Annotated in this window: 19 protein-coding genes; 6 read left to right on the top strand and 13 right to left on the bottom strand. The window is 47.8% G+C overall.

Annotation, left to right across the window (positions count from 1 at the left end; genetic code table 11):
- Nucleotides 1-152: 152 nt before the first annotated feature.
- From IEW26_RS26510 to IEW26_RS26495, 4 genes are all read right to left on the bottom strand, one after another.
- Nucleotides 153-1,439: an MFS transporter gene (locus tag IEW26_RS26510; protein WP_188594564.1), complete on the bottom strand. Its 1,287-nt coding sequence runs from the start codon at nt 1,437-1,439 to the stop codon at nt 153-155.
- A gap of 239 nt (nt 1,440-1,678) precedes the next feature.
- Nucleotides 1,679-2,515: a sugar ABC transporter permease gene (locus IEW26_RS26505; RefSeq protein WP_090917490.1), complete on the bottom strand. Its 837-nt coding sequence runs from the start codon at nt 2,513-2,515 to the stop codon at nt 1,679-1,681.
- Nucleotides 2,512-3,867 (bottom strand): carbohydrate ABC transporter permease, encoded by a 1,356-nt coding sequence (locus tag IEW26_RS26500; RefSeq protein WP_188594563.1) that lies wholly within the window; start codon nt 3,865-3,867, stop codon nt 2,512-2,514. Before IEW26_RS26500 ends, IEW26_RS26505 begins: the two co-directional genes overlap by 4 nt.
- Nucleotides 3,868-3,959: 92 nt before the next feature.
- Nucleotides 3,960-5,252, bottom strand: coding sequence for a sugar ABC transporter substrate-binding protein (locus tag IEW26_RS26495; protein ID WP_145405914.1), 1,293 nt, complete (start codon nt 5,250-5,252; stop codon nt 3,960-3,962).
- A gap of 446 nt (nt 5,253-5,698) precedes the next feature.
- Here IEW26_RS26495 and IEW26_RS26490 point away from each other — a divergent pair, with 446 nt between their 5' ends.
- The gene (locus IEW26_RS26490; protein WP_111273521.1) at nt 5,699-6,733 is read left to right on the top strand and encodes a LacI family DNA-binding transcriptional regulator; all 1,035 of its coding nucleotides are present in this window, start codon (nt 5,699-5,701) and stop codon (nt 6,731-6,733) included.
- A gap of 354 nt (nt 6,734-7,087) precedes the next feature.
- Here IEW26_RS26490 and IEW26_RS26485 read toward each other — a convergent pair whose 3' ends face one another.
- Entirely contained in the window at nt 7,088-7,846 is a 759-nt protein-coding gene (locus IEW26_RS26485) for an SDR family oxidoreductase (protein WP_188594562.1), read from the bottom strand.
- Nucleotides 7,847-8,035: 189 nt separating this feature from the next.
- Here IEW26_RS26485 and IEW26_RS26480 point away from each other — a divergent pair, with 189 nt between their 5' ends.
- On the top strand, nt 8,036-8,626 hold the full coding sequence (locus IEW26_RS26480) for a TetR/AcrR family transcriptional regulator (protein WP_188594561.1): 591 nt from the start codon (nt 8,036-8,038) through the stop codon (nt 8,624-8,626).
- 94 nt (nt 8,627-8,720) lie between these two features.
- Nucleotides 8,721-9,758 (top strand): cupin domain-containing protein, encoded by a 1,038-nt coding sequence (locus IEW26_RS26475; RefSeq protein ID WP_188594560.1) that lies wholly within the window; start codon nt 8,721-8,723, stop codon nt 9,756-9,758.
- A 193-nt stretch (nt 9,759-9,951) separates the two neighbouring features.
- On the opposite strand, the gene IEW26_RS26470 is transcribed toward IEW26_RS26475, so the two are convergent.
- The 4 genes from IEW26_RS26470 to IEW26_RS26455 all read right to left on the bottom strand — a co-directional run bounded on the left by IEW26_RS26470 (nt 9,952) and on the right by IEW26_RS26455 (nt 17,312).
- Complete coding sequence (locus IEW26_RS26470) at nt 9,952-11,091, bottom strand: toxic anion resistance protein (protein ID WP_111272777.1); 1,140 nt, start codon at nt 11,089-11,091, stop codon at nt 9,952-9,954.
- Between the two features lie 48 nt (nt 11,092-11,139).
- Nucleotides 11,140-12,828 carry a vWA domain-containing protein gene (locus tag IEW26_RS26465; protein WP_188594559.1) on the bottom strand — a complete coding sequence of 563 codons (1,689 nt, stop codon included), beginning with the start codon at nt 12,826-12,828 and terminating at the stop codon, nt 11,140-11,142.
- An 11-nt stretch (nt 12,829-12,839) separates the two neighbouring features.
- Nucleotides 12,840-13,571, bottom strand: a complete 732-nt coding sequence (locus tag IEW26_RS26460; protein ID WP_145405961.1) for a hypothetical protein — start codon at nt 13,569-13,571, stop codon at nt 12,840-12,842.
- 1,428 nt (nt 13,572-14,999) lie between these two features.
- On the bottom strand, nt 15,000-17,312 hold the full coding sequence (locus IEW26_RS26455; protein WP_188594558.1) for a beta-L-arabinofuranosidase domain-containing protein: 2,313 nt from the start codon (nt 17,310-17,312) through the stop codon (nt 15,000-15,002).
- Nucleotides 17,313-17,518: 206 nt separating this feature from the next.
- Here IEW26_RS26455 and IEW26_RS26450 point away from each other — a divergent pair, with 206 nt between their 5' ends.
- Both IEW26_RS26450 and IEW26_RS26445 read left to right on the top strand, forming a co-directional pair.
- On the top strand, nt 17,519-18,286 hold the full coding sequence (locus IEW26_RS26450) for a helix-turn-helix transcriptional regulator (protein ID WP_188594557.1): 768 nt from the start codon (nt 17,519-17,521) through the stop codon (nt 18,284-18,286).
- 176 nt (nt 18,287-18,462) lie between these two features.
- On the top strand, nt 18,463-18,981 hold the full coding sequence (locus IEW26_RS26445) for a GNAT family N-acetyltransferase (protein WP_188594556.1): 519 nt from the start codon (nt 18,463-18,465) through the stop codon (nt 18,979-18,981).
- A 242-nt stretch (nt 18,982-19,223) separates the two neighbouring features.
- Here the strand turns inward: IEW26_RS26445 and IEW26_RS26435 are convergent, their stop codons facing one another.
- Nucleotides 19,224-20,270 carry a 2,3-butanediol dehydrogenase gene (locus IEW26_RS26435; RefSeq protein WP_188594554.1) on the bottom strand — a complete coding sequence of 349 codons (1,047 nt, stop codon included), beginning with the start codon at nt 20,268-20,270 and terminating at the stop codon, nt 19,224-19,226.
- A gap of 140 nt (nt 20,271-20,410) precedes the next feature.
- Here IEW26_RS26435 and IEW26_RS26430 point away from each other — a divergent pair, with 140 nt between their 5' ends.
- Nucleotides 20,411-21,316 carry a LysR family transcriptional regulator gene (locus IEW26_RS26430; RefSeq protein ID WP_145405921.1) on the top strand — a complete coding sequence of 302 codons (906 nt, stop codon included), beginning with the start codon at nt 20,411-20,413 and terminating at the stop codon, nt 21,314-21,316.
- 199 nt (nt 21,317-21,515) lie between these two features.
- Here the strand turns inward: IEW26_RS26430 and IEW26_RS26425 are convergent, their stop codons facing one another.
- The 3 genes from IEW26_RS26425 to IEW26_RS26415 form a co-directional block, all read right to left on the bottom strand.
- Nucleotides 21,516-23,270: a methyl-accepting chemotaxis protein gene (locus tag IEW26_RS26425; RefSeq protein WP_188594553.1), complete on the bottom strand. Its 1,755-nt coding sequence runs from the start codon at nt 23,268-23,270 to the stop codon at nt 21,516-21,518.
- Nucleotides 23,271-23,662: 392 nt separating this feature from the next.
- Nucleotides 23,663-24,016 carry a hypothetical protein gene (locus IEW26_RS26420; RefSeq protein ID WP_188594552.1) on the bottom strand — a complete coding sequence of 118 codons (354 nt, stop codon included), beginning with the start codon at nt 24,014-24,016 and terminating at the stop codon, nt 23,663-23,665.
- Nucleotides 24,017-24,030: 14 nt separating this feature from the next.
- The gene (locus IEW26_RS26415; protein WP_188594551.1) at nt 24,031-25,233 is read right to left on the bottom strand and encodes a WXG100 family type VII secretion target; all 1,203 of its coding nucleotides are present in this window, start codon (nt 25,231-25,233) and stop codon (nt 24,031-24,033) included.
- Nucleotides 25,234-25,311: the final 78 nt, after the last annotated feature.

Here is a 25,311-nt window from a genome sequence, read left to right as displayed (position 1 = left end):
TAACCCGGAGTACGCGAATGAGCGTATGCTCCGGGTTTTGCTGTGTGGTCCGGATTCTTACTGTATGGTTCGGGTTCTGCTAGCAGCCCGGTGACAGCGGCTGTTTCGTCATATCCGTGTTGAACTGTCCCATCTTCATATGGCAGGTATATCTAAGTGTATGTTCGGATGGATTTCAAGGTGGTCATCGCTATGATCCCCGCGGCAAGCAGCAGCATACCCACACCCTCCAACACGGCAACAGCTCCCCAATGGTCCGCAAAGATTGAGACTACTGTCAGCCCCATGATCGGGGCTGTACTCGTAATGGTTCCGACAACACCGTAAACGCTGCCCTGCATCTCATCAGGCACGGCGGTGCGCAGCATAATCTGCGTCAGCATCGTACAACAGGCAAACATAGCACCACTACCCATAATCAGAGGCAACGCCAGAAGAGGCGAGGATACATTAGCCAGAAGCATGTAGACAGGCCCTAACACCAGCAAGCCAATAAATACCCAGCGCCCGCGGTGTTTCAGCCTTTTCCCCGCAGCAATCAACACCCCTGATCCGATCATATATCCCAGCGGAATACATGTTTCGATTAAACCAAATTGAACCGGATTTGCTTCCCAGACGTTAACAGCCATCACCTGTATGAGCATCATGGCTGACATGAAAAAGAGCAGCAGCAGCGGATGAAGTAAAACAATGGAACGGATAAGCGGGCTGCGATAGATGTATACAAATGAACTGCGCCACTCCTGGGTAAAAGACTTCCGATCTCCACTGGAACGCATCACCTGTGGAAAACGTCCTGCCAGCATTACACAGACAGCGGACAACAGGAAGGTTACACACGTCATCAGGATGGCAAAAAAACCTCCAAAGGCCGCTACAACAACACCAGCAGCAGCCAAACCGCTAATACGAGCCAGGTTATCCACCAGATGAATGGTGCCTGTGGCCTGCTGGATGCGCTCCTTGCCCACCATGCTCGCAACGGAAGCATGAAATGCAGGTGCTTGAAACAGACTCGAGAACATCGATAGAGAAAGCAATAACAGCAACACAGGGAAAGGGGCATGCCAACTGAACAGGCTAACCGCAATTAGCAAAGCGATCACACCACGGAACATATCCGAGGCAAGCATCAGCTTCCTTCGATCCATTCGATCGGCTACCGTACCCGCCACGGACCCAAATAAAAAGCTGACTGCCATATTACAGATCTGTACAGCAGCCATATTCTTTGCACTTCCGGTTGTCTGAAGCACCCACAGACTGATCGCAATGCCGTTAAAGCAGTCACCAAAAACGGATATGCCATACCCGTACAGAATTCTGCGAAACGTCTTGTTGCCATGCAAGGTTTGGGGAGCCTCACTGCTTTGCAACATAGCTCGTCCCCCTGGATAGGCTGCAGCCTCAGGCTCACTGGAAGGGTTCATGCCCATACATCACGCTCCTCCTTTATCTTGATTATAGCCCTGTCTCTGTATGTAAAAGCAGACACTTCCGGAGCATAGCCAGCCGATAAAGACTTGACGCTGCGGAAGTGCCTGGTTGAAATGCCGCAAGTGTGGCTCATCTCGGCCATAATGCGGTTGACTATGCTGTGCTGTTGACGGCACAGATTGACCTTAACCTTTGGAGGCCATGGAGTGATGTTAATCTTTGGAGACATAGAGTGATGTTAACCTTTGGACGCCCCCGTGGTTAGCCCCTGCACGAGGAAACGCTGCAGGAACACAAACAGCAGCGTAATCGGAATAGCAATCAGCACAGCTCCCGCAGCAAACATCGTGAAGTTGCTGTCCTGATATCGGTTAACCAGATCCCACATGCCCACCGCAAGGGTCCAGTTCTCCTTGGTGCGCAGCACGAGCCGGGCAAAAATAAAATCCATCCACGCCCCGGTGAAGCTCGTTAATGCAACGTACGTCAGCATCGGCTTGGATAACGGCAGGATAATGCTGGTGAACACACGCAGATGGCTTGCACCATCGATACGGGCTGCTTCATCCAGGCTGCGCGGAATGGTGTCAAAGAAACCTTTGACGATGAATCCACCCAGCACCGCGCCTGAGGAATAGACCAGAATAAGCGCAGCATGTGTGTCCAGCAATTTGATTTGCAGCAAAATAATATAGATGGCAATCATGCTCATAAAGCTTGGAAACATGCCCAGAATGAGCATCGTGGACAGAATCGTTTTGCGCCCCCGAAAACGGAACCGGGATAACGCGTACATGCCCAGCGTCACCATTAATGTAGAGAAAATCATCGTAAAGAAGGCGATCTTGAGCGTATTCATATACCATCTGCCGTACATAAAGGACGGATTGTTGAACAGCTCTCCGTAATGGGACAGCGTGAAGCTTTCCGGCCATAAACGTTCACTGAACAATGCCGCCCCTGGACGCAGGGACGACAGAAAGATCCACAGCACCGGATAGATGGATACAACAGCAATGATCACTAAAAGCACGTAGCTGAGCGTCAAACGAATCGGATTGTTGCGTTTTTTCATTGAATCATGTCCTCCTCCTTGAATGATTTGGAGCGGCGGAAGTTCCAGATGGAGAAGGAAGCGATAATCAGGAAGATGATGATGCCTACCGCGGAAGCCATGTTGAATTTGTTATTGTCGAGTGTGAGCTTGTAGAGCCAGGTGACCAGCAAATCCGTAGCCCCCGCGTACTGGTAGTCGCCGCGAAGCGGGTTCCCGTTTGTTAACAGGAAGATGACGTTGAAGTTGTTGAAGTTTCCGGCAAACTGCATGATCAGCACCGGTGTTGTTGCAAACAAAATGAACGGCATCGTAATAATTCGGAATTTCTGGAATGCAGAGGCGCCGTCCACTTCGGCTGCTTCGTACAGATCACGCGGAATAGCCGTAAGCACACCTAAAATCAGCACCATGCTGACCGGGATACCGATCCACATATTGACCACAATGACGGTTACCTTAGCCCAGAACGGATCAGTCAGCCATGGTAATCCTTCCAGACCGAACGCTCTCATATACGTATTGATTGGTCCAAACTGACCGTTGAAGAGGTTGCGCATTAGCAGCAAAGAGATAATTTGTGGAATGGCATACGGCAAAATGAAAATAGTACGCCACAGCTTTTTGAAACGGATCCCCTGCTGCTCAATCAGCAAAGCTACCAACACACCGCCGAAATAGGTAGTGACCGTAGCCAAAACGGCCCAGATGACCGTCCAGGTCAGTACGCCGTAGAACGTCTGGCTCCAGGATTTGAGCTGAATGAGATCGGTGAACGTTTTGAATCCGACCCAATCGACCAGCTTCGCCGGAGGAATGTGGTCTGGTGCCGAATAGTTGGTAAATGCAATCGTCACCGTGAACAGAATGGGCATGATGGTAAAGAACAGCACACCCAGGGCCGGGATCGATAAAAACAGATACGGAAAGTTTCGATCCATCAGATTGCGCATCGTCGCCGCGGCTCCAAGCGTTGGTTTACCCTGCTCTCTTGCAAGTCCAGTCATATAGGCGTCCCGAATGTTCAGCATATAAACAAGTACAAACAAAAAAAAGACGAGCAACACGATAATTCCGTCAAGCAGCAAAAAGATGGAATGATCTCCCTTTTGAAGCACTGTCGAACCATTCACTTTGACAAAACGCTGTGTATTTTCACCCAGTGTCCATATCCCCCATACCGCATGGGACAGCCGCGGAAGCAGGTACGCAAGCCCTGCTCCCTCCAGCAGCAATAGAACTATACCTTTAATCCACTGCCGATTGTATAACTGTCCCAGACCCTGCAGTATGATGGAGCATATGGTCGCTGTCATCCGGTGCTGCTTCTCCCTGTTGGAATGGGCAGACACCGGGACATGCTGTTGTTGCATATACTCTCTCCTCTCCTGCCATCGGATATCCTGCTGAAATCTTTCACAGGTTGGTTAAAAATTGATGTTTTGCATGAAGTGTTATTCCCTCGTTATTGAACGGTTGCCAGGCTCTCCTTAATCTGCTTCACAGCATTGTCGAGAGAAGCCTTCACGTCCTTGCCGCTGTCCCAGATATCGGTGATGGCTGATGTTATGGGCCCCCATACACTGTCCATGGCAGGAAGCGAAGGCATCGGTGTTGAGTTGTTGAATTGCTCAAGGAACGCTTTATTAATCGAGTCTTCCTGTACTTTCGCATCGGCTGCCACATTTTTGTTCGCTGGAAGAGTACCGTTCATATCAAAGTTCTCCATCTGGGCTTCTTCGTTCGAGAGGAATGCGGCCAGCAGCTTGGAGGCATTTGGGTATTGAGTGAATGCATTGACGTAATAGGCTTTAACACCCGAGAAGGAGGTCATGGGCTTGCCATCAATGGCTGGAAGCGGTGCGACTCCAAAATCGATTCCGGCGGTGCGATAGTCAGCAATCGTCCAAGGTCCGTTAATATCCATGGCCAGCTTGCCGCTGGAGAACAGCCCTTTTTTGATATCGTAGTTTACATCGCCCATCTTGAGCGGCAGCACTTCAGCCTTCAGCTTTTGGAGGAATTCCCCGCCCTTCTGGGCTCCTTCGTTATTCAAACCGAGATCGCTGCTATCCATGCCGTTGTCCCCAAAGATATAACCACCCTGAGAAGCCAGGAAAGCGTAGTTGTAATAGAACTGCTGAAGCTCCCACATCAGTGCATACTGATTAGATTTGGTGTTGTTGAACGTTTTGGCAAAATCGATAATTTCGTCAAAGCTTTTTGGAGCCTCTGGAACTAATGCTTTGTTATAAAAAAGAGCATAAGTCTCCACGCTGTACGGATATCCATATAGAACATCTTTGAACGTCACGGCTTTCAGTGCATTCTCGCTGGTATTGGCTGCAGTCTCAGCTTCAAAAATATCGTTGGGCAGAATAAGTCCCGCTTCCGAGGCACTACCAATCTTGTCATGCGGGAATACGACCACATCTGCGGCAAGTCCGGCTGGACCATCGGTGGTCAGTTTAGTGACCTGATCGGTCGGAGGCAGTTCTTCCATTTTGACGGTAACACCATATTTTTCTTCAAACTTTTTGACTCGCTGCTCAATGAAACTTCTCTGATTCTTATCCTCCCAGATCACCAGTGTCGCGCCGTCTTCCGGCTGAAGGTTCTCTGCGGTCAATTGAACCGTTCCCTCCGGATTATCACTCGGGGCTGCCGGAGAAGAAGCTTCCCCTCCTCCTCCGGTAGAGCATGCAGCCAATGTAAACGCCATTCCGATAGACAATACTGCCCCTTGCCATTTTCTCATGTAAAATTGTCCCCTTTCCCTCTGCGTGGTCCAAAAATTCGCGCTTTTCACCCTTTAAATGGCGTAGATTGTCAGGAAATGTGCTCCACGTGAACTATTGTACAAACGTTTGCTCAAAATGGAAGACAAGATCACTTCTAAATCCAATATGTAGGGTAAACAAGTTAAAAAGTGTGTAAAAACAATGATGTAAGCGCTATAATATATTCCACATCATACAATACCAGACTTTGTTTGTACAAACGTTTGCACAAGCTGTATTACTTCAAAATTAACCATATCCTGAATTCTGTTCACAGTAATTTCCTGATTGCTTGATCTAACTCTTTCTTCCTTTATTTTACTCCGCTTGCATTCTGGATCAGCCAGCTAACAATTGATTTCTGGTACCCTTTGCATTACCATAGGAGAATGTTGAAATGATTGAATCAGAAGGGGTTTTTGACATGATTACGATCAAGGATATTGCCAAACTGGCGGGTGTTTCCCCTTCTACAGTGTCACGGGTGATCTCAGGTCATCCCCGAATCAGTACGGAGACATCTCTTAAAGTTAAACAAATTATGAAAGAGCTGAATTACCATCCCAATATGATGGCAAAAAGCCTTGTATCCAAAACCACGCAAACGCTTGGCATTATGCTGCCCCGTCCTGCGGAGGAGCTTTTTCAAAATTATTTCTTCGGAGAGCTTCTGCGCGGCATTATTACTCACGCGACTCGCAACAACTATGAATTGCTGCTGTCTACGGAGACTTCTTCTGATGATGAATTACAGGCGATTTCCCGACTTGTACACGGGCGCAGGGTAGATGGTATTTTGCTGCTAGGCTCCAAGCGGGATGATCCGATCATTACTTTTTTGGAAGAGGAAAAGTTTCCTTTTGTGCTCATTGGCCGAAGTGAAACTCACCCCAATGCACCGATGGTGGACAACGACAATGTGCAAACCGCATATGATGCAACGCAGCATCTGATTGCGCAGGGACATACTCGTATCGGATTTGTAAGCGGGCCACCGGATGTTACCCTGTCGCATGATCGCATGCGAGGATATCGGAAGGCTCTTGATGAATCCGGGCTAACGGCCAATAACGACTGGATCGTAGAGGGTGAGTTTTTGCAGGAAAGCGGCTTCCGGGCTATGTCCCTGTTCATGTCGCTGCCCGACAGACCCACGGCCATTGTGGTCATTGATGATAATGTGGCCTTTGGTGTGTTAAGAGCGCTTGCGGAGCTTGGATATCAGGTGCCTGAGGACATCAGCGTGGTCAGCTTTAACAATATTGCTTTGTCCGAACTTGCCTCCCCTCCACTCAGCTCCATTGATATCGGAACATATCAACTGGGTTATACCGCGGTTCAGGTCTTGCTCAAAATTCTTGGCAATGAACCTCTCACTCAGAACCCGGTTATTATTCCCCACCGCCTGATCGTGCGTGAATCCTCTCTGTATATGAAGGCCAAGCCTTTGCAGAGTTAAGCGCTCTACTTCGTCATTCGTGAAGATGCAAACGTTTGTCCAGTGTCCTTTTATCCGAACTGGAATGCTGTAAAAAGAAGCTTTGGGCGCATGCAAAAGATAAAGAGAATGATGATTTGAATGACAAAGAAGCCGTAATAATACGGCTTCTTTTGTTGTCTTATATTTACGACTCATGACCCATCGTGCAATTTAGGACGTGTCTGAAAACTCTGAAGATAGCCAATTTTGCCGAATTTTTGTTCCAAGCAAGGAAGTTTCCCGCAGGCGTGCCGGGGCACGTCAAGGGAAAGTGACGTAGCAGGGGGCGAAAAGGGGGTAAAAGATGCACTTCAGCAGGTTTCAAGACACGCCCTAGTAAGAACTCCAGCCGGCGTCAGCCGTAATTACGGTACCATTAACAAAACTTGACTCGTCCGATCCGAGGAATAAAGCTACTTTGGCAATCTCTTCGCTCGTTCCTATCCGTGGGTTGATTGCCATCCCCTGCTGCTGTCGTCCTGCACCAAACGGATTAATGCCCGTCATAGATGCGCCGATGTTGGTCGCAACCGCTCCCGGTGCAATGGCATTACAACGAATGCCTTGCTCGGCATACATGTATCCTGTATTTTTGGTAAAGCCCACCACAGCATGTTTGGATGCCGTATATGCGCCTCCTGCCCGTCCACCGTGCAAGCCGCCCGCTGAAGCAATATTCACAATAACACCTTGCTGTTTCTCCAGGAAGATCGGCAATACTTTGCGTGTTGTACGCATGACACTTGTTGTATTCACAGCAAATACTTTTTCCCATCGCTCATCCGTAATATCCGCAGCCGGCTCCATTCCGTCCATAATGCCCGCATTGTTGACCAGAATATCGACTGTACCATATTTGCTTACGGTTTGACCAATGAGTTGCTGTACATCCTCCTCTTTGGCTACGTTAGCCAGAAGCACAGATGCTTCTCCGCCGTTTGTGCGGATCTCTTGAACGACAGTCTGTGCAGCTTCTTCGTTGATATCGGAAACAACCACTTTGGCCCCTTCTCGCGCATACAGCGTAGCAATAGCTTTCCCCATTCCCGATCCTGCACCTGTGACAATAGCCACTTTATCTTGAAGCTTCATGTTGTATTCCTCCTTTGATGTATTCGTTTTCACAAAGATAACAAACAAATGTTCATTATCTCTTACCCTTAGTATAATAAGTCATAGCTTTTCGATACAATCAGTAAAAGTCTATCCCATTGTACGTTAAACAACAGGTTATCACCTGTTTGTACGTTATTTTTATGAAAATCACAGGGAGGAAGCCCAATGCCCGAAACATCAGACGTAATGGATCGAAGAATCCGAAAATCGAAAGCTGCACTGAAAGAGGCCCTCCTTCAGTTGATGCAAAAGTATACGCTCAAAGAAATCTCCATCTCGGATATTGTGCAGCAAGCTGACCTGAATCGGGGAACCTTTTACAGACATTATCAATACAAGGAAGATCTGTTGAACGAAATTCTGCAGGATGTGACTCAGGATCTGGTGGCCTCATTCCGCAAGCCTTATGAAGGATTAGAAGAGTTTCATGTGGATCGGATGCCCTCTTCCGCCATCGCCATCTTCGAACATGTGCATCAGCACGCCCAATTCTACACACTTGTTGTGCAATCCGAAGCATCGTCCAGCTTTCAGCGTATGATCTGTGATGTACTGCGTGATTTGTCTTTGCAGGATCTGAATTATATATTCCCTCCGCATATTAACCCGGAACTGCTCGCAAGTTATCAGTCTCATGCCATATTTGGTATGATCATGGAATGGATCAGGCAGGATTTCAAGCACAGTCCTGCCTATATGGCGGAAGAGTTGTTCAAAATTATTCATTTTACGCCCGCACAACGATTAAAAAAATGAATAATTTCTCAAAATATGGGTATAATATTATAGTTATTATTCAATTATTTACACATTGTCTAGTAAATTCAAATTTGAAGCAGGAGGAATGATGATGAAATCTTTCAAGTATCGTCTTGAGCAAAAAGAACCCCGTACCGGCCCCGGCGGCATCACCCGCGGAGCCTCGGTTCATGACTTCCCTGCATCCATCGGTATTGCGGGAGTGTCCATGCGCCTGGAACCAGGCGGCATGCGCGAACTGCACTGGCATGCGAACGCGGCCGAGTGGGCGTACGTCATCAGCGGTTCCTGCCGCACAACGGTCATTCATCCCGATGGGCATGCGTATACAGATACCTTCGAACCCGGAGACGTATGGTATTTCCCGCGTGGATACGGTCATTCCATTCAGGGTCTCGGACCGGATGAATGCCACTTCATTTTGATTTTTGACAATGGAGATTTCTCGGAGGATCACACGTTCAGCATTACCGACTTTCTGACTCAGACACCAGACGCCATTGTTGCTCAGAACCTTGGCATATCCCTCGAGCAAGCAGCCAAGCTCAATCAAGGGGAAGCCTACTTTGCCAAAGGTCCGGTACCGGATGACAGCTCCTCCTCAGCAACTTATCGTCGTAATTCCGAGCTAACCACGCCTCACCGTTACCCATTGCATGCCAAACAGCCACGCCGCGCGCCAGGTGGCGGTACCCAGCGTACGGTTACCGTTGAAGACTTCCCGATCTCCACGACGATGGCTGGATCACTCATCGAGCTGCAACCAGGAGCACTGCGTGAACTGCACTGGCACCCCAATGCGGATGAGTGGCAGTATTACATTAGCGGCAGCGCAGAGATGACGGTATTTCTTGCGGAAGGGCAGGCTGTTACTGAACAGTTCGAAGCCGGGGATATTGGTTATGCCCCGATGGGAGCGGGCCATTACATCAAAAATACGGGTGATGACGTCTGCCGTGTGCTCATCGGCTTCAACAGCGGACATTATGAGGCCATTGATCTCAGTGAATGGATTGCAGGTAATCCGATAGATGTGTTATCTACTAATCTGGGCATGTCTCGTGAAGAGGCTGAACAGCTTCCTAATGATACGGTTTTCATAGCGCCTGCCCAGAAGAAAGGCCAATGACCTTAGGAAGCAGGTACCTATGAATTCCGTAAATAACTTGTTTTCTTAGAAGTTTAACGCTAAGAGAATCGGCATACGATAGAACATCTGGAGCCGGGATTTTCCCGGCTTTTGTTATGCAACGACAAAAAACGGTTGATCCCGAATAAAGCGGGTCAACCGTTTTTGAGATGATTGGGTATAACCATTATAATTACAAACCTAACTTCTGCCCTTTTTCCAGCCGCTGAATCTGCTGTTCCCCGGTCTCCGCCAGCTCACGGAACTGACCGATTGTTTCCCGCATTCTTGGCAGAGCCTCTTGTTTGTACAAACTGATGGAGTCAAGCGCAGACAATACATCTGTAAAGGCCTGCTTCATCGTATCCACCGAGATACTTGCCTCATACGCCTGCTTCTGGATAGCCGTTCCCTGATCCTTCAGCATCTTGGACGTACCGGCAATGAGGTCATTGGTGGTACGGTTCAACAGTTCGATCTTCTGAAGCACAATCTTCTGATTGTAGAGCGCACTGGCTACGGTGACAGCAATCTTCAGTGCAGAGATGGTCACATTTTTCGCGCGATCCACACCACGGATCAGTTCCTTGTTGTTACGAATCACCACTTCAATTGCCATAATTCCCTGCTGATTCACCACGAGCATCTGCTGCAGATCCATGACACGCTGACGGAGCGGGAACAGCACTTCCTCTGTAATAAAACGTACCTTCTCGGGGTCTTCGCCGCGTACCTTGGCTGCCTCAATCTGGGCATCAATGGATTCATCCATCAGCATGCCCAGCTGAATCTCCTTCTGCAGTCGCTTGGTCAGCTCGCGCAGGCTCTGCTGCTCGATCTCCAGCGTGGTGTTGTCGTTGCGCAGCGTGGCGCGGCCCTTGTCGAGTGAAACGACAATATCGGCGATGACGGCGTCGGCTTTCTGGTATTTGAGGAAATACGCGCGCAGCGGGTTGAACAGCTTGCCCAGAAAGCCGGTTTTGGCAAAATCGACGACACTCGGGTCGAGATCCTTCAGTTGCATGTGCAGCTCGGTCAAGCCTTTGGCGACCTGACCGCCCTCGTCTCCGGTCTTGGACAGATGTCCAACGGAGACTTGAAGCAACGCGTTTTTCTCCGAGGAGGATCGCATCGTGTTCATGCCAAAGCCGTCAATGGATTGCAAAATTTCTTTACGCTTCTCCAGGGATTCCAGATCCAGATTCATGATCATCTCTACGTTGGAACTGGCAACCTGCTGCAGCTCCGCTACCTCGGCGGGCACCGGTTTAATCTCTTCCTCAATCACCTTCTGAATTTCCTTCTGGCTCGGGATCTCCATCGTAAATGACATCCGCAATTCCCCCTTTTCGCTCATTATCTTCTTTACATCCATGTATGATTACATCTGTACGTTAAACAGGTTTCCCATTTTGTAGACGACATCGTCGGTATCCGCGTTAATGCTTGCTGCCTCGTTAATGCTGGAAATGCTCTCCAATGCCTTGATGTCGGCATTATATCCAATGGTGTAGATCGGCACTTTGTAGGTCTCGACCAGCCCCCGGATATCCTTCAGCGTGTGGCCTTCATTCGTCTCGCCATCACTCAGGACAAAAATCAGCGGTTTTACATTGGGGTTAGCCGCCATATAATCCTCCAGCATCTTCATCGCAACAACGATACCGTCAAAGGTTGCCGTACCGCCTCCAGCCTGCAAGCTGTCCACCGTTCCCACAAACATGGATTGCTGATTCGTATCATACTTGGCTATCGGCAGATTCACGGTCACTGTACTGGAATAGGATACAAGCCCGATGCTATTGTCCGTACCGAGATACTTCTGCCCGGTGCGCAGCGATTCCTTGAGTCGGTTCAACGGCTCGCCGTCCATGCTGCCCGATACATCAGTCACAAAAACGGCTGCAATCGGTTTGCTTCCGTTTTTCTTCTCTTTCCAGACCTTCTGAGCGGATAAAAGTGTGCCACCATCCACAGAGGCCAGCTCGGATTTGTAATCCTGCAAGCCGTTAAAGCCGAACTCCTCCGCCTTCTTCTGATACTGGGCCTGTGTCACAAAGTCCGCAAATTTCTGGATGATCTCCTGTTTGTTCTGCGGCAGTTGACCAAGTGCGTACAGCGGGCTGTCATGCCTTGCGCCAAAAGGAGTGAACACATAGCCGCTCTTGAGATCAGCTGTATTCACATACGTCTGGTATTCCAGCACAAAGGCATCCAGTCTGCCAGACTTGGCCGCTTCACGCATCTGAATGGTCGTGGACGCCGTAAATGGCACGTTGGCCTGGAACTTCTCGAAGCCCTGAATCGCCTTCTCGCCAAGCGGATTAGCGCTATCATACGTGTTCAATGCGGTCACAAGGAAGTTAAGCCCCGTCGAGCTGGCAAAAGGATCGGTATACCCCATCGAAAGCTCATTATTCGCAATCGCTTCAGTTACGGTTTTGACGTTAACGGCACCATATGTGTTGATGAGTGCGTCATATTTGGCTTTGGAGATGACAATGCCCGGAACATTGCCAACGAGACGCTTGGAGATGAGCTTGGCTTTCACGCCGCTCGCTTCCACCATCGCACCCCACAGCTCATTGGACGGTGTGAAGGCATCGGGCACATATTTGCCGGACTTGATGTAATCTGTCGCTGTACCGGAGGCAATGTTGCGGATTTTGACCGAAACGGCTTTGCCGCCAATCGTGATGTTTGCTTTGTTAAAAGCATTCCCTACCTCGGTCAACCAGCCATCGACTCCGTTGCCTGATTTTTCCGGGGAAGAGAAAATTTCGACATAATCATTTGTGGTGTTCTCCACGGTAATCGGGAATTTCGAAATATCGGGCAATGATTCTGCTACATCGACCGGATCAAGATCAATCTGTCCCTTAACGGGCTCAGCCGTGGCCGGTGCGATATCTGCGTATAATTTGCCAAGCTCCTTCCCTGCATTTTCAGTTGTGACCTGTGTGGACGTTTTACCAAAGTTGGATGTTAGTGTGATCCCGGCGTAGACCAGACCAAACACCAGCACAAGCATCATGATGGATATGAATAAAAATTTCCCTTTCTTCGCCATACGTTCATCCCTCACTGTCTATATAATTTGGTGTGTTTGATTAACTGATCAATCTCCTGCATACAAGGCATCTGTTCAATATCTCCGGCTTCAAAGCTGTCCAGACGTGAAATCTCCAGCAGCAATTGATCCAGCTTGAGCAAAATTTCTTCATTGGTGTGCAGTGAATTTTTGACGTAGGTCAGATAATCGTTGTACACTTTCGTTTTTTCCTGAAAAAGCTTCTGCGGCAAATTTACCGATTTGGATTTCATCATGCTGGCATAGTCTGCTTCGTCAAAGACGTTCAGGCGGTTGAGGATGCTGCGGATGTTCAGATACAGCAGCTTCTCGACCTCCTCCGTGACGGAAGCGAATTTCTTAAAGCTCAGCTCGCCTGGATCAAACCGTTGATGAAGTACATTCATCAGGGTCTCTTTTTTCTTTTTCATCCGGCTCAGCTGAGACAGCCCCAGTGTTATATCCTCTTCAAGCACTTTGATGCGTCTGTAAAAGGATAGCGCTTCGACATAATCTTCATGGGTCTCGATCTGTCTCACGGGTAAAACAACCGGCTGTTTGAACAACAAGGCGTAGCTGCCATAGAAAAGCGCCAGTACACTGCCAAACAGCAAGGTCACGGACAGGGCTGTCTGGAACGCACTCTCTCCAAATCCCAATCCGACAAAGCCAGGGGAGAAGGCCAGAACGTCCACCGCCACAATGCCGAGCATCAGTGCAAAAAATTGTATGTACCTGGTCATGGTCAATCATCCGACCTCCTTTCATGTTAGATGTTGGCATTTCATGTCATATATCCCTTGTTCCTCATATTCTCATTGTACATGATGTGAACGCTCTCAGGTGGATAGGATTGGAAATCAATATAGAAATATTGCTTCTTATATGAAGGATGTAAGGTGCATTGGATGATATAGATGTGCGTGATTGACTCGTCGTGAACAAAAGAAAAGAACAGAGAAAAGATAGCTATCATAATATACGTGGCTTGGGCTTATCCCATTATCTATTTTCAGGGACAACACAGAAAGGCTGTGCTGCTTGCAGTTTAGAATGTTAATCGTTCTGGCAGCACCCGTGTGAACTTGTCGGCACGTCCGATCGTCAGCGGTGCGAGAAAAGTGAGGAATACAACCATTTATTCGGTAATACGTGGAAATACGGGATGCGTGTCATTTTTTATATAAGATTTTGTCAAGCGTGGTAGAGTATAATCCGTCAATAGAAGGCTGGCGCGGGCATGGAAGGTTTACATGAGATGTTTACATGGGAGGCTTACATAGGAGGCTTACATAGGATGTACGAGGGAGTGTGCAAAGAGGAAGCATACAAAAAGGACTCTACAAAGAGCATCGCACCAATTCAGCAAAACGTGGGCGTGCACTATACATGTGTAACTCTGCGCAGACCAAAAAGACGAAACGGCAGATAACCTCCGACTTCGTCCTTTTCTGTACCGCATTTTTACCTCACATTACATTACATTACATTACATTACTTTACTGCGCTGCGTTCCACAAACTCCACAACATAACATAACATAACATAACATAACATAACATAACATAACACAATGCACTATCTGCTCTTCAGGATTTACTGCACAAGCACTTTTAGACGCCGGACACTTTCGAGCCAGCACAATTCATACGGCTAACGATTCCAGATGACGCTATTTGCTGCATTTCAGCCCATCCCAAAATGTAACGATTCTGAGAAACGTTATTTCCGCATTTGAGGTGTGATTTCGTTGATTTTGACCCGTTTCGGTCGAAATAGCGTCGCTGGGAATCGTTAGATTTCTAAATAGGCCAAATCAGCCCATATAAGGTCTGTACGATTCGTTAGAATTTCCACGCATCCACCTTGTACCAACCTCGGTGGTTAATTTCGCGCTCTGCTCCAATCGCCCCAGATAGATACTATTACTCCCACTGTCTGCTCCAACCCGTGCCATATGCCACTATTTTTTGATCTGCTGCGCGTGGTGCGAATTCCCTTCACTTTCTCCACTCAGATGTGCGTTGCCCGCTGGCTCTAAGCCTGGTTACCTTCACATTATGCCCTTCACACTTATCTCCTTCCTATTTACTTCACATGGTCTCCTTCACACTTTTTCCTTTACACTAACTCCTTCATATCTAACACCTTCACACGTTCTCTTCACCATGCTAAATACTTGGCTTACTCCTCATTGTGCGAACCTCGGTTACCTTCCCGGCACAGCCGTTGTCACCGATGGCCTGGAATGTTACCGTTACCTGCTCCTTACTTCGGGTTACTTCCTCCGGGATATCATAGGTCACGTAGAATACGTCACCGATTTTGTTCATATGAATGCGCTGCTCACCCACAACGACACCGTCCACCAGAATGTTGAAAACCCTCTCGTACCTTACACCTTCTCGCTCAAAATGTTGATAATCCCCGCCCCAGTACGCTGCGCACAGCACATTCACAGCGTCCGGATCTACAGCCAAACGATAGCTGAACGCTGCATCCTTCACACCGTATGCCTCGCGCCACATGTATAGCTTGTTGCGACCGTTTGTGCCAGAGCCGTTATACTGCTCTCCGCGGCAATTGCTGCCGAGATGATGCCCAATCTCATCCTGCTGTCCGTCCGCTTGTACGCTGTCGATGGTGATGTCGTTCAACGCCTTCTCTAACGCGTCCCCTTCATCATTCAGCGGCCAGTACACGGTATAAAACTCATGGTGCACAGCATAGAACGGAATCAGCTTCACGGCTTCACCCGTAGATGTCACTTCCTTGCTGAGTTCAAACGTAAGTTTGCTCGCATCGACAACGTTGATCCAGCCGCGCACATCCTCTTCTTCCGTCCAAATTACAGGAACAGCTACCGTCTTCGGATTCAATGCAGTCTCGTCAATGATGGTATCCTCGGGAAGCCCTGCACTGCCAAGTGCTCCGGCAAGCACAATCGGACCATACAGGAATGCAACCTTGTGAGCATCGTCTCTGGCAGTATATTTACGCAGCGCCATCGGCAGCGTAATGCTGATGACATCGCCCGCTGTCCAGGTGCGGTCGATGGAGAGATAGCCGGGTTCCAGGCGGGTATACAACTGGGCCGAATCCCCGTTTACTGTTGCCGTCATCGGCTCCTGAAGCCAGGACGGCACACGTAATCTGAGATGAGCCGAGGCGCTGCCTTCGGTGATCGTCAGGGTTACCTTTTCCGAATAAGGGAAGTCGGTTTGCAGCTTTAAGGTCAGTCCCTGTGAAGCCCAGTCCAGCTCCGACGCCATGTACAGGTTCACATACAGGTCTCGCTCATGCTCATAATAGATGGCCTCGGCGTATTTGCCCGGGTTCTCCATGCCTGAACCTGTACAGCACCACCACGCCGTATCACGTGTACCGTAAATTTTGTAGTGGCCCTGGAGGGTGGACGCAAAATACGTTTTGTTCCCCGTATCCGGGTCCTGCGTGCCAAGAATATGGTTATAGATGGCGTTCTCATAATAATCCATGTAAGTACTGTCCGGGTTCCACGCAAACAGCTGCTTCGTCAGATGCATCATATTATGGGTACAGCAGCTCTCCCCGGTTTTGATGCCAAGGCTCTCCATTCCCTTTGCCTCGTAATGCTCGGATATACTCGTCGCGCCAAATACATAAGAACGATGCTGCACCGTCGTATCCCAGAAAAATCGGGCTGCCGTCCGGTATCTTGTCTGCGCAGGGTCCTGGTTGTAGATTTCTGCCGCACCGATGACTTTGGGAATTTGTGTGTTGGCATGCCGTCCCTGCAGCTCATCCCGCTCCTGCTCCAGCGGCTCCAGTATGAGTTGATGCGTAAACTGGTGAGCAGCCTTCAGATAGGCTGGCATTCCTGTTATCCCGTACAGCTGGGCAAACACTTCGTTCATCCCTCCATGCTCACACAGCAGCATCGTCTGGATCTGCTCCTCGGTCATGGTGTTCAGGCCCTCCACTGCCCAATCCGCAAAACGTGTAACGACCTCAAGCGCCAGCTCATTGCCAGTCATTTGATAGGCATCAAGCAGTCCACGATAGATTTTGTGAACGCTGTACCAAGGAACCCAATACTCTCCGATGTTGAAGCCCCCGATATGCTCTGCACGAAACGCAATGTGGAAAGCCTTCTCGGACAAACCTCCGATATATCCGCTGTCTGTTGTCTGCTGGATCGCTGCCAGCTCGCTCACGGCGTAATCCAGCGTTTGCTTCAATGTGACATTGCCCGTAGCCTGGTAAGTCACTGCAAGCGCTGACATGAAATGCCCCAGGGAATGACCGCTGATCGAGCGGGCTTCCCAGCCTGCATAACGTTCCTTGCGTGGCGTTAATCCGTGTGCTTCATAACATGGAGCCAGGAAACGGTCGATGTCCAGCGATAACAAATAACGTTCCCCGGTATGCTGCGACGTTTGAAACAGACCTTCCAGTAGCTGAACATGTGCGGGGCCTAGAAATCCTTGTTTGGTATCTATCATGCGGCTCGCTCCTTTGAGATATGTATTATTTTTTTGAAATGATAAGATCAGGTGCTCTGTCTGCAAACAAAGGGTAAAATCCGTGATTCCTTCCAGTCAATCTTATCCTCACGATTCAGCCTCCGCCCTTGAATGTCCTCATATTATCAAATAAACTACAATTACATCAGACCCAGAATCCAAGAAAAGGTGGATAAATCCGTCCTATGTCAAAGCCAGTGGAGCACTACCTGTGCGGGAAATTTATATCAGAGGGCAACTGGAGCCACATGCGGCGCAGCATGCCGGTTCACGAAATTATTTTAATGCTGGAAGGTGAGATGTACATTGCGGAGGATGAGGAAAAATACGTTGTGCGTGCTCATGATCTGCTGTTTCTGAAGGCGGGCCGTACACATTATGGATATCGGGTTAGCGATGCTCCTGTCAGCTTTTATTGGATACATTACGGCGCAGCAGGGGACGTTTTCAGCAGTTTTCCAACCCATTCAAGCATTCAGGTGCCTTCGATGGCCAATCAGCTGTTCAAGCAGCTGCTGCATGTATGCTCCTTCTCACCCGAAGAGGCAGATGCCGCCGCTCTGCTGCTCCTGAAGGAGCTGGAGCGCAATCTGCAAACGGACTATCGTCCTCACAGTGCTGTCGTGGATCATATCTGCAAATGGGTCGATATCCATCTGCATACGAATATGACAGTAAATCAGATTGCAGAGCAGTTTAATTTCAATAAGGATTACATCTCCAAAATGGTGAAGCGTGAAAAAGGGGTTGGGCTCAAAGCGTACATTCTCACAGAGCGGATGCGCCGGGCGAAACGGCTGCTGCTGAATACCAATGCCAGTGTAAAAGAGATTGCTGCCCAGTGCGGCTTCAATGACTACAAGTTATTTCTGCGCACCTTCAAGCAGCATGAGGGAAACACGCCAACCGAATATCGCAACCATCTGTACAGCACACAGTTGAACCGCTTATAAGCAGCAAGAAAGGATACTCACAGCTTGTGTCTTCCGTTGTGCTTGATGATAGGAGCCTATAGAAATATTGAAATCCCTTATTCAAAATTCCAATATATTAATCCGATTCTGCTGTGATATAATGCAAAACAAATAAGAATTTCCTACTTAGCTTATAAGAAAAGGAGAAATTAATCATGACGACGGCTGCCATTACCATTGTTCCGGCAACTCAAGCTGACCACGACGATATTGTCGATATTCTGGCTGCCAGTTATGCCGAGTATCAGAGTACATTTGAACAATCAGAACGATGGGAGGCCTATGTAAAAGATATCCGGGAATCGGTGGACAATCCGTACCTGACCGAGCTATGGATCGCCAAGATCGACGAACAGATTGTTGGCACCGTTCAGTTGTATGAGACCGCACATAAGGCCTATCCCAACTTCGAACTGCCGATTGATTATCCATTTATCAGACTGCTGGGCGTTGCTCCCGCCTGGAGGGGACACGGCATTGCGCGCAAGCTACTCCAGCGTTGTATCGACTCAGCAAAAGAAATGGGCAAAACGACAGTGTACCTCTATACCGGAGGCCAGATGCTGAACGCGATCCGGCTGTATGAACGTTTCGGCTTTGTGGAGGACAAGGATTTCAGCTCTGTCAGCAGTGAGGGTAATGCGATCTGTTATCGGTATGACTTCCAGGGATGATGGATAGCTTACTGATGGATGGCTCACTTGCTCATTTACGACATATAGCACATATTGCTCTCTTGTTTGACAGACAGCCTTATCAGGCGAAGCAGCGCAGTTACGGAAATGCTGCGAAAGTGCAAACAAAGGGCTGCTCCCTTCATGTCATCTGACCTGATGACATAGGAGCAGCCCTTTGTTAATTCAAAAATGTTGAGTACCCGAGCAGAACTCGGTTAACTTTCTTTCTTTCTTTCGACTTATTTTTCAGCAATCTCGATTAAAATCTTTGCATGGCTCTTGTCGCTCATCAACAGTTCAAGTCCATCCTGGACGACATCCTTCAGTTTAATTTTTTTGGTCACAATCTGCTTCACGTCCAGTGCTCCCTCCGCAATCAGAGAGATCACTTCAGGGAAGATATGGCGATAAGCCAGAGTTGCAGTCAGATTCGCCTCTTTCACCAGCATATGGAAGAAGTTCACCTGAAGCGGGTTCGGAATAGCCGCAATGACCACCACTTCCCCGCCTTTTTTGATGACGGAAACAGCACTGTCCATCGTTGGCTGCACACCAGCAGCTTCGTATGCAACATCAATACCGCCTGATTGCTGTGTAATGACCTCTGTTGCATCTACTTTACTGCTGTTTACGGGGATAGCACCCAGTTTGGCCGCCAGCGCCAAACGATCTTCAAATACGTCGACAGCGTACACTTCAGAAGCACCCGCAGCTTTGGCTGACAAAATCGTTAACAAACCAATGGGGCCGGCTCCATATACTGCAACCTTGTTGCCCACTTTCAGCTTGCTATGGCGAACCGCATGAAACGCTACTGCCGTCGGCTCCACAAGTGCTCCTTCCTCAAAGGATACGTTATCTGGAATCGGATGCACCATATAGGCTTCAACCACAACATATTCGGCAAAACCACCATCCCCGTTCAGCCCTACGAATCCGAATTGTGTACACTGATTATATTTGCCATGGATGCAATATTCACAGGTTCCGCAATGGTATAACGGTTCTACGACTACACGATCCCCTATTTTGATACCGCTTACATTATCACCGAGAGCGCTAACTGTACCTGCAAATTCATGGCCTAGCGTTAATGGCGCTTTTTGGCCTGACAGCGGATGATTCTCACCCTCTTGAATTCCTACGCCGTGATGATAGGCGTGCAAGTCACTGCCGCAAATTCCGGCGTATTCAACTTTAATCTGAACCTGACCGGCCTGAGCAACCGGTACCTCGCGCTCTTCCACACGAACATCCTTGTGACCATACCATACTGCTGCTTTCATCCCTGTTCATCCCCTTTTCTAAGTTGATAATTAAAGAATATCCTGCTTGTCTATATATTATATCGCTGTTCACCCATTATTCATATTTATAGATACTTATGTTAACATTACTTGAACTAATGTATATCAGGAGGCAATCCATGAATCTGGAACAGCTCGAATACGTCGTTGAAATCGCCAAAACCCAATCCTTCTCCGCAGCATCAGAGCATCTCCATGTTACCCAGTCTGCGATCAGTCAATCGATACATCGTCTGGAAAAAGAGCTGGGCCTGGTTCTGTTTGAACGATCCAGACAAGGCACACATCCCACATCTGAAGGTAAACAATTTATTGCCAAAGCACTCGACATTTTACAGCGAATCGATGAACTGAAGTCTTTAAATGCCTCTACCTCTACACTCACCGGCGATCTTCACGTCGCTACTTTTCCAAGTGTGATGCCTTATCTGGTACAATCAGCTGCCGATATGAAGCGGGATCACCCGCAGCTAAGGCTCTCTATAGAAGAGAAAGGCTCGATGGATATTATCGAGGATATTCGTACAAATAAAACACATCTCGGCTTTATTGCCATCTACGCCAAACAGCTTCGTGAAATGGATGGTCTGCACTTTACGCCGATGTATTCCAGCAAGCTGGTGGTATGCACCCATCAACTGTCCGAATTGGCAAAGTATACACGTGTCACTCCTGACCAATTAAAAGAGCATAAACTGGCATTGTACCGGGACGGCTTCATTGAAGATTTTCTGCAGGAGTTCACCTATGAGTATGGGCCTCTTTCCATTCTGTTCAAAACCAATAATTCTGAAGCCATCAGTACGGTATTGAAGAACAATATTGCTGCTACGATCGGCCACGACTTTTCTTTTCATCAGAATCCACTCTGGAAAGAAGGTCTGCTCAAAATGGTTGAAATCACCGAAATTCAGCAGCCTAAAATGCAGATAGGCTTTGTGCAAACAGAATCACGAGAAGCCGCCGCCGCGGCAGAGCAATTTGCTCGTCGTTTCAGGCAGGCTATTGAACTGGGCCATCTGTAACAAAGTGCAAGATACGATGCCGTTCAGGAGCTAAAGGCGTTTCAAGCTTTAGAAGTGCAAAAAGGAAAAGGCTCTGCCGCCAGGGCAGAGCACTTTTTGATGGTTTGCTGTTTGTCTTGCTTCGTTCCACTATTTTACACTTTTACGCTTCTGTTGTGTGCGTTACGGTGCTTACAGTTATAGCAGTTACCCCAGTTGCCTATACCTTTACTTTCTGTACAGCTTCACTCATCTCATTGGTTTGTTGCTCAAGCATTGTAGATGTATCCGCTACCTCACGGAACATTGCAGATTGCTCCTGCATCAAACGATAAATTTCATCTGAATGGTCCGACATACCTGCCGAAATCTGTGAGATTGTGTTGACCGAAGCGGCCGCCTCCTCTGAACCGGCTGTAATCTCCTCTGCCGCCGCAGAAACCTCCTGAATACGCTGGGTGACGAGTTGGAATGCATCCACCACTTGCGAGAATGCCTGCTCCGCTTCAGTTGTAAAGATGACACCCTGGCCGATCTCCTGAGCAGTAACCCCCATGCGGGAGCCAATCTGCTGTGATTCCTGTTCAATACGAAGCAGCAGATCGGAGATTCGTTCCATGGAGGAACTGGAGGCCTCAGCAAGCTTCCTCACTTCTTCTGCCACTACGGCAAAACCTTTCCCATGCTCACCTGCATGGGCAGCTTCGATCGATGCGTTCAGTGCAAGCAGCTTGGTCTGACTCGCAAAATCCCGGACCGTATGCAGCGCACCACCGATTTCAGTGGAATAGTTGTTCAGTACCTGCACCATGGCGGCTACCTCTCCAGACACTTCGGAGATGTTTTCCATCTGTCTTTTCATCACCGTCATACGCTGTTGTCCGGATTCAGCCGTAGCCAGTGCCGATGTTGCTGCATCAGACACCACATTGGAGGATTCCGAAATATCGTTAATCCCTTTTGCAATCTCTTCCATCGCATGTGCACTGTCACTTGCACTCTGCTTCTGGGTATGCGCGCCTTGTCTGATCTCCTCAACAGCAAGATCTACCGTTCGGCTCATCGTTAGCATAGCTTCAGTGCTTCGGTTGAATTCTTTGGCGGAATCGGATAACAATTCTGTCGTCGTAGCGACTCCTCCCACCATATCACTTACAATTTTGTTCAAATTCCCAGACATATGTATCATCGCTTGATAAGTTGTTCCGATCTCGTCCTTGCTTCGCAAACGATATGCTGTCAGAATACGATTAGCTTCAGCAAGCTCGCCCTGCGCCATCTTTTCCACACTTGACTTGAGTGGATGCAGAGGGCGCAATCCTCTAACAATAAACCACATGACTACAGCGATGCCCGCAAGTGTGGCGAGCAGCAATATAACGTAAAATGGAAGGCTTGATTTTAAAATCTCAGACTCAATACCTCCGATAACAGATATGCCTGTATCGATGCCAATGACTCCTGCTGGGGCACCGTTCTTATCCAGAATCGGAGCATAGGAGGAAATATAGTCACCGTACTCAGCATTATTTATGATGGGTGAACTTGCTGTTTCTCCTTGCTGCAGCTTCTGTACAGCATCTGCCGGGATATCTGTCACCTCATTGATCGCTGAAGCTTTGTCAGCATCCTTCATGCCATCCACCATCATGAGGGGCGTGCCCTTGTCGTCAATTTTGACGAAATACACATACATTGCACCAATCCGCACACGGAAATCATCCAATTCATCCCGAATGCGAAGGTATTCCTCATTTTCTTCGGGGTCCTTGGCAAACTCCAGATATGATGCTGCATCCAGCTGCTTCACATAACTTTGGGCAATCTGGATATTGTAGCTTGAAATAGCTCCTTGTGCAGCAAGCTTCACATTAGCGACCTGCACCAGCATACTTCCGGCTGCAATAATCATAATGACCAGTGTGACAATAGCCGCAATACGTACAACCAAACGTTTCCTGAAAAAACCGATCATCCGCTCCCTCTTCCTCCCCGTGAACCAAGCCTTTTTGACTAGGCTCTACCCAAAAAGCAACTGATTGAAGCACTAAGTATGGGAAAATAGTATACGAATATGTCGAAATAGGCAAGAAAATATTGGTTTTATATAAAAACGCTATCACTGCTGTGTTAGCTTGATATCAGGCCCTTTAAAAAGGCTTGTGAAACGAGGCACTCTGGGGGATTTTAAGAAAAGAAAACCTCCAACGTGGTAGTTGGAGGTTTTCGTTATTTTAATGTTATGTTTTGAGCGGGTTTAATAGCGTATTTTTAGTTTGGTAACTCCTGAAGATTATAAGGATTTCGTAGCAAATCACCTGTTTTACGGATCTATCTTTTTATTGGAGTAAACGAAAAACTACTTGCTTAAAGAAAAAAATCACTTTGTTTAATTTTCTCTACACATTCCTTGTCCCATTCATTCAACTTAACAATTTCTAAATTATATCTTTCAACAGACTCTGTAGTATCTAATAGATATAATGCAGCTAATGCCACATGACCAATTTTATATACGCCCATTAAACTATTTTCATCGCCCAATAGCGTTCCTCTTCTTACTAATTTTTTGATTACTAATTGGTTAGATATTCTCAACTCCACTATCTTCCTAATGACATTACTCAGTACATAATTATGGTCAATATCCAAACATTCGATTAATTGATCTTCTGATAATTTATTATCTTGAATGTCTTTTATTAAACTTAGTTTCCGCATAATTCCTCCTGATATTATGGCAGAGGGCCAAAATCATCTAATATTTTTTTTCTTTCAGCACGGTAATTTTCCCACAGTTGCTCAGCCACGTCTTTGTATCCTAATTTCTCAGCTTCTCTTATCTCCTTCATGTAGGCTCTTAATTCCCATATTACTCTAGTCTTAAAATCATAAAGAGTACTCATACCTCCCCATCCTATTTTCATATCATCCAAGAAGTGTTGGTATTCATGGCGAAGCGCACTTAACGATGCATTATTATCTATAATAATTTCCCCTGCTTGTCCTCTTGACAAACCAGGTGAATATCCCATAGAACCGTCTTCTCTGAACTTTATATTCCCTCCTAAACTCTCTATATCCTTAATAATTTTATTCCACTCTTCTGGATGTGATTTACTACCTGAACCATAAATATTATAAAATGGGTCAGCATTTTTGTTTAGCGAAATAATCGGCTTGTCACCCACCCCAGTCGAACTATTAAACGCACCAATCTTTGTACCGCCGCCTGATGAGGTTAATAGATTATGCGGTTTAATCATCTTGGCGGTAATCCCGCCCCCGACCATCATGCCTCCCATGCCCATCATATTGGCCCAGTGCTCGCTGGACCAGGCATTCGTAGGGAATATCGCTTCACGGATTGTACCATGGATGCCAAACGTCAGCCAATTGGCTGTATCATTCGGTGAGTCGAATGCTTTATTCGCCCGATCCATGTACCCTTCAACCAGTCCGCTGGGAATGCCAAACGTCCAATAGTCCAGAAATCCGCCCACACTGTCATAGCGCTTTTGATAGCGATCATCTGCAGCCTGCATAAAAGCAGTACCCAGCTCTGCCAAACTGTCCGCTGATTTTTGAAAGAAGTTACGCGTATCAGTAACTGGGGCCTGGCATGCATTAGGTGGAGGCGGCATACAATTCGCATCATAAGTCTGAACAGCCTGCTGATCCGCTAATCTGAATTTTTCAGCATGCCCTTCAAGCGTTTTGGCAATCGATAGGGAGAGGGAAATGAAATTCTCCATAACCCGCTGCGCGGCTACGAAATCTGCATAGAACCGTTCCTTGGTGCTTCCACTCCACTGCCTTTCAATCTTGAACAACTGCTGTTTCAGGATGTGATTCATCTGGGCAATCTGACTTTGGGCTGCCGCAAACTGTTTGGAAACCGACAATAGCTGATCAGGGGTTACTTTAATCGTTGTCATGTCATACCTCGTTCTGAATATGTACTTCGTTGTTATACGAAAAATGGCATGTTATAAAGCTTTACTCATCCAGCTTAT

Origin of the sequence: Paenibacillus silvae (assembly GCF_014639235.1) — a bacterium.
Taxonomy (GTDB): Bacteria; Bacillota; Bacilli; order Paenibacillales; family Paenibacillaceae; genus Paenibacillus; species Paenibacillus silvae.
The sequence above is the reverse complement of the archived record's forward strand: the minus strand, read 5'-3'. Positions and strand labels throughout refer to the sequence as shown.